Here is a 6,041-nt window from a genome sequence, read left to right as displayed (position 1 = left end):
TATATAAATACCGGAACGATCTCTATCTCACCAGTCACCCATAATCATATTATACTTCTTTACTCGAATCAACGAATTACAGCAGCAGCAAAGCCCGTCAAAACCGGATACAGAAAAAAGCTTTATCTAACTCCAAAAGGGATTGACGAATATGTAGATCTTGGTTAATATGGTTCTGAACAGAACGTTCACAAACGAACTAAATAGGGCGGCTCATTTATATAAATTTCAATAAACCAGAGGTAAAAATTCAATGGACCAACGGTTACGTTTGCAGCTGATGGATCTGTTTCAGGTGGTGCATATCCGGCTGATGGAGCACAACAAGGAGATGCTCAAGCGGTACAACCTGCCCTTCACGCACCTGTTTATCCTGGCTCAAATCGAGAAAGAGCCGGGAATAACGGTGAGCGGGCTGGCAAGGCAGAGCGGGCTTGTCAAGTCGTATATTTCTACCACGATTGAAGAACTGAGTCTCAGGGGGATGGTGGATAAACGGCCGGATAAAAACGACCAGCGGCTGACCCGAATTTTTCTTACCGACCCCGCGCTCGATCTTTTGAAGGACATCAGAGGCTACATGGAGGAGCAGTTTACCAACCTGTTGGACGAAATTCCCGATGCCCAGATAGAGTCTATGCTGGCGGGACTGACCGTTCTCCACGATGTCCTGAAAAAGGGAAAAAGCTTCTGACGGAATGTGCAATCCCTTGCAGCGATGAGAAAGTTGTGAGAGTTACTAATTAGTAATTAAATGATTAATGATTAAAGGGGAGGACTGGGGTTGAAAAAAAGGTATCGTAATGTCATGGTCGTGCTGGCAATCATATCGTTACTCATGGGTATAAGCGGTTGCGGTAAAGAAACCCAGGAAGAGGCACCAAACGTAATAAACGTTGAAACAGCAGTCGTAAAAACAATGGATATCACCAGATATTCAAGCTATTCCAGCAAGGTGAAAGGAAATCTTGAAGAAGAAGTTATACCCACGCTATCACGCCGGGTTACAGCGGTTTATGTGACCGAAGGCCAGGCGGTCCGGCAGGGGCAGGTTATTGTTCGTTTAGACCCGAGTAAGCTGGATATAGCCGTCCAACAGGCCGAGGCGGCGTTAGCTTCCGCCCTGGCAGCGCAGGCAGCAAATGAGGTCCAGCGGCAGACAGCTCTGAGCAATTATGAACGGACGCAAGAACTTTACAGCGCAGGGGCTGTTTCCAAACAGGCACTGGAAACAGCCAAGGCCCAGTATGACGCCCTGAACACCGGTGCCGCAGAGGCAGGCGTAGCGCAGGCGCAGGCCGCACTTAACCTGGCCCGGCAGAATTTGGCCGATTGTGAGATTACCAGTCCAATGGATGGGATCGTTGGACGTGTCGATGTTTCGGTTGGAGATATGACCAGTCTGCAGAGTCCCGTTGCGGTAATAAATAAAACCGCGGATTTGGAAGTAGAGGTTAAGGTGAGTGAATCCGACGTATCGTCGGTTCAAGCCGGGACAGCCGTCAAAGTGCGGATCAAAGCCATTGGCGAAGAACCGTTTACCGGTACTGTCAAGAGCGTTGCATCCGTCGCTGATCCGGTTACGCGTACTTATCCGGTAAAGGTTGCCCTGCCCAATAATCAAGCCGCCCAGGTAAAATCCGGCATGTTCGCCGAGGTGATGCTGGGGACAGAGCACCGGGCAGGTGTTATTGCTGTTCCTATGGACGCAGTCCTGCCTAAAAGCGGGGAAAGTGTCGTGTATGTGGTGAACGAGGAAAACCGCGCTCAAGCGGTAGTCGTGCAAACCGGGCTTAATGATGGAACCTATATCGAGATAACCGGAGGTCTTCAGGTGGGACAAAAGGTTGTTACCAAAGGCAACACCCTCATTGATGAAACCAGTGTGCTAAATTTTACTGATGGGGGAACTGCGGAATGATTAGGAAAATTGCCCAATTTTCAATAAACCGGCCGGCAACGGTGATCATCCTGATTGCAGTGCTTTCCATTATCGGCGTGATGAGCGTAGTCCAGATGCGTACTGATCTGCTGCCTGAAATGGATTTGCCTTACGCAATTGTTATGACCACCTATTCAGGAGCCGGCCCTGAAGAAATTGAAGAGCAGGTTAGCAAACCGATTGAGAATGTGGTTGCCACCGTCAGTGATATCGATACCTTAATGTCTCAGTCCAGCGCCGATTCCTCTATAGTAATTATCGGATTCAACTATGGAACCAATATGGACAGCGCTATGGCAGATATTAGAGACAAGATCTCACTGGCTGAAAGTTATCTTCCAAGCGATGCGGATAAACCTATGGTGATGAAAATCAACCCCAATATCATGCCGGTCATCGCGATTGCGATTGGTTCCGACCAGTTGTCTCTGGCTCAATTGCAAAGCATTGCGGAAGATGACATTGAACCCCGGTTATCGCGTATTTCAGGGGTAGCTTCGGTGACTGTTCTTGGCGGACTTGAACGGGAAGTGAAAGTGGCGGTTGATCCGGTAAAGGCTCAAAATTATGGTTTAAGCCTGAACCAGATAGGCAGTTTTCTGGCGGCAGAGAATTACAACATATCCAGCGGTGACATCTCTTTTGGAGAACGAGAGTATTTTGTCCGCAGCCTGCAGGAATTTGAGAATGTGGACGCTGTCGGCGAGGTGGCGCTCACAACTGTCAACGGCAGTAAAATTCAGCTTAAAGAGATTGCCGAAATCAGTGAAGACTATAAAGAAGTGGAGCAGCTTACCCGGGTAAACCAAAAAGCGGCGGTAAGTCTGCTGGTCCAGAAGGCGACCGACGGCAATACGGTGGAAGCCTGCACCAAGGTTAAAGAAGAGATGGAAAAAATCCAGAGCGAAATTGGTGGCAAAATTAATGTAGAGACTGTTATGGATCAGTCGGATTTTATCAATAAATCGCTTAACAGTACCACCAGAACGTTGGCGGAAGGCGCGGTTTTAGCGGTCCTGATTATATTCCTGTTCATGCGCAACTTGCGGAGTACGGCCATTGTCGGGATAGCGATACCCCTGTCTCTGCTGGCCACATTTATCGTGTTGTTCTACAACGGCAGCACCCTGAATACCCTTACGCTCGGAGGTCTGGCCCTGGGGGTGGGGCGCATGATCGATGACTCCATTGTGGTTTTTGAAAACATCTATCGTCACCGGGACCAGGGGTTGTCCGCCCGGGAAGCTGCCTTAAAGGGAACCGCTGAAGTAGGCGGAGCCGTTTTGGCAAGCACCTTAACCCTGATCGCGGTATTCCTGCCGATTGGTCTGGCTGGAGGGATAACCGGGGTCTTGTTCAAGCCCCTGGCTCTTACGATCTGTGTAGCTATCGGTTGTTCCTTGATGGTATCCTTAGCGGTGGTTCCGTTTATGTCTTCCCGCATGCTGACGGACAAGGCCATGGTAAAGAAAGGCGCCGGCAAGTTTTTCCCAAGCAGCCTGTTCCATCGCCTGGGAAAATGGCTGGACAATCTGGGCGAAAAATATAAAATATGGCTGCACTGGGCATTGGGTCATAGACGCAGGGTTATACTCAGTGTGGTGGTATTAATCGCTTTATCCCTGGGTATGGTCCCCCAGATTGGCGCTGAGTTTATGCCCCAATCTGATTCGGGTGAGATTGAGGTAACGCTTGAAGCGGATAAGGGAGCGAAACTCGAGGATGTGGATAAGCTGGCCGCGGCGGTGGAGGCGAAACTATTGCAAAACCCGGCCGTTGACATTGTCTATACCACCGTCGGCAACTCAGGAGAAATGGCCATGATGGGCGCCGCGTCCAATAAAGCCTCATTTAGGGTGCAGCTCATCCCCAAAAGCGAACGGCAAGGCGTGGAACAGGTCGCCGAAGAAATCAGGCAATCACTTAAGGACATCTTCGGCGCCAAAAGTACAGTAAGCGTAAGCAGCGGGTTATTATCAGCGAGCTCGGGAGGCGTCGTCCAAATCAACATCCAGGGTGATGATCTGGATACGCTGCGCAGCCTTTCCAAACAGATTGCAGGCATTGTGGAAAAGGTGCCGGGAACGCGCAACGTGACTTCCTCGCTGGGGGATGGAAATCCGGAAGTACAGCTTCGGCTCAACCGGCAGCGGGCTATGGATTTCGGGTTGACGCCGGCGCAGGTTTCCAGCGAAATCAAAACTGCCATTGACGGGACGGTTGTATCCAGATATCGTCTCGAGGGAGACGAAATCGATATCACAGTTACCAGTACCAACAAAGAAACCAGCGATATGGATACCCTGAAATATCTGCCGATCCTCACCGCCCAGGGGAACAGCATTCCGTTATCTGAAGTTGCCAGTTTTGAGCTGTCAACCGGACCGGTGCAAATAGACCGGGAAAATCAGACCCGCCAAGGGACGATTTCCTGCGATCTGTCAAATAGAGATTTGAGCAGTGTAACGCAAGATATTCAGACAGGAGTAAGTGCAATTAAGCTGCCGGCAGGATACACCATAGACTATGGCGGAGAGAATGAACAGATGACCGAGTCTTTTTCCAGTTTGATTCTGGCGCTTCTAATGGCGATCATGCTCGTCTATGTGGTCATGGTGGTGCAGTACGAATCCTTCCGGGACCCATTCGTCATCCTGTTTTCTCTTCCCGGCGCGATCATCGGGGTCGTTTTGGCGCTGCTGGTGACGGGGAAAAGCTTTAGCGTCAGCGCATTTATCGGGCTCATTATGCTGGTAGGAATCGCCGTAGCCAACGCGATCGTCTATGTTGATTATTTGAAGCAACTGCTTGCTTCGGGAATGGAGCGGACTGCCGCCCTGCTGGAGACCGGACGGGTCAGACTCAGACCGATATTAATGACCGCATTGGCTACCATTTTGGCCATGACGCCCCTGGCCATAGGATTGGGAGAAGGCAGCGAGACCAACGCTCCGCTGGCTATCGTAGTTATCGGAGGCTTACTGGCGGCAACCTTTGTTACTCTGTTCCTGGTCCCGGTTGTTTACAGCATTTTGGATGATTGGAGTCAGAAGAGGCATAAAAAGAAATCAGCGCTGATTCCTGAATAATGAAGATAAATCCCTGGTGAGGCAGTAATTACGCTCTAAGGGCCGCGTTGGTGCCATTATTGTTGTACCGTATTGTCTCGTGCCTTCAAAAGCGGGGCCAGAAATACAACTGAAACGAACACCATCAATAAATCTGCTGCCAATACTGTCCAATGCACTGCAATTTTATTAAGAGCAAACCCATAAATTAAGGCGCCGAAGGGCATACCGCCTTTGGAAATCATCCCGACAATGGAAAAAACCCTGGACATGTATTCGTTGGGCGTTGCTTTTTGGATGAAGGTCTGTACCGGTACATTGACAAACATGAGCGCGGCGCCTAAAAAGCTAAGCACCGCCGCCAGCAGCATAAAGTATAAAACCGTATCGTTTCCGAGCAGCGACAGGCTGCGGGGAAACAGTAAAATTGCAAATGCTGTCGTCGTGACTATTTGCAGGAAGCAGCCGATAAAAAGAGAGGGGGTTGCCTCCTTTTCTTTGCCAAACACCACGCCGACCAAAACACTTCCGAGCAGCGCCCCCAATAAAATTGCCATTTGCAGATAACCATACCAAGTGTCGGTGTAATGCAGGCTGCTTCGGAAAAACAAGGGCAGTACGACGGCAAACACAGGTTGGATCAACGCATAGATGACCAGGAAAAAGATACAGAACCTGCGGATCGCCCGGCTGCCCAGAATAAACCCGGCGCCCGCCGCCAAATCGGTCCAAAACCCCTTTTCCTGCAGCTTGAACTCCCGCCGGGTATGCTGATACCGAATCAGTACAGAGCTGCTTCCTGAGATCAGGAATGAAATACCGTTGATCAGGAACACTGCCGCAATCCCCAGGCCCGTGTACAGCGCGGCGCCGATTACAGGGCTCAGCACGCCGGACAAGGTCCGCAGCGAAGCTAAGATGGCGTTGGCCCGGGTCAGCTCTTCCCCGGATACCAGCTGCGGCAGCATCCCTTTCGTCGCCGGATCAAAAAAACCGTACAAGAGGGATACAATGACCTGCATAGCGAGCAG

General features: G+C 50.5%; 4 protein-coding genes. 3 read left to right on the top strand and 1 reads right to left on the bottom strand.

The features are described from left to right. The first annotated feature begins 253 nt into the window (after window positions 1-253). From A4E54_RS00850 to A4E54_RS00840, 3 genes are all read left to right on the top strand, one after another. Window positions 254-694 carry a MarR family winged helix-turn-helix transcriptional regulator gene (locus A4E54_RS00850; protein ID WP_240083921.1) on the top strand — a complete coding sequence of 147 codons (441 nt, stop codon included), beginning with the start codon at window positions 254-256 and terminating at the stop codon, window positions 692-694. A gap of 90 nt (window positions 695-784) precedes the next feature. Then, window positions 785-1,921, top strand: coding sequence for an efflux RND transporter periplasmic adaptor subunit (locus tag A4E54_RS00845; protein WP_240083922.1), 1,137 nt, complete (start codon window positions 785-787; stop codon window positions 1,919-1,921). Then, on the top strand, window positions 1,918-5,031 hold the full coding sequence (locus A4E54_RS00840; RefSeq protein WP_286723785.1) for an efflux RND transporter permease subunit: 3,114 nt from the start codon (window positions 1,918-1,920) through the stop codon (window positions 5,029-5,031). Before A4E54_RS00845 ends, A4E54_RS00840 begins: the two co-directional genes overlap by 4 nt. A gap of 56 nt (window positions 5,032-5,087) precedes the next feature. On the opposite strand, the gene A4E54_RS00835 is transcribed toward A4E54_RS00840, so the two are convergent. Beyond that, a partial coding sequence (locus tag A4E54_RS00835) for an MFS transporter (protein WP_286723784.1) occupies window positions 5,088-6,041 on the bottom strand: 954 nt, incomplete at its 5' end.

This window comes from Pelotomaculum sp. PtaB.Bin117 (assembly GCF_002067195.1).
GTDB lineage: Bacteria > Bacillota > Desulfotomaculia > Desulfotomaculales > Pelotomaculaceae > Pelotomaculum_D > Pelotomaculum_D terephthalicicum.
The sequence above is the reverse complement of the archived record's forward strand: the minus strand, read 5'-3'. Positions and strand labels throughout refer to the sequence as shown.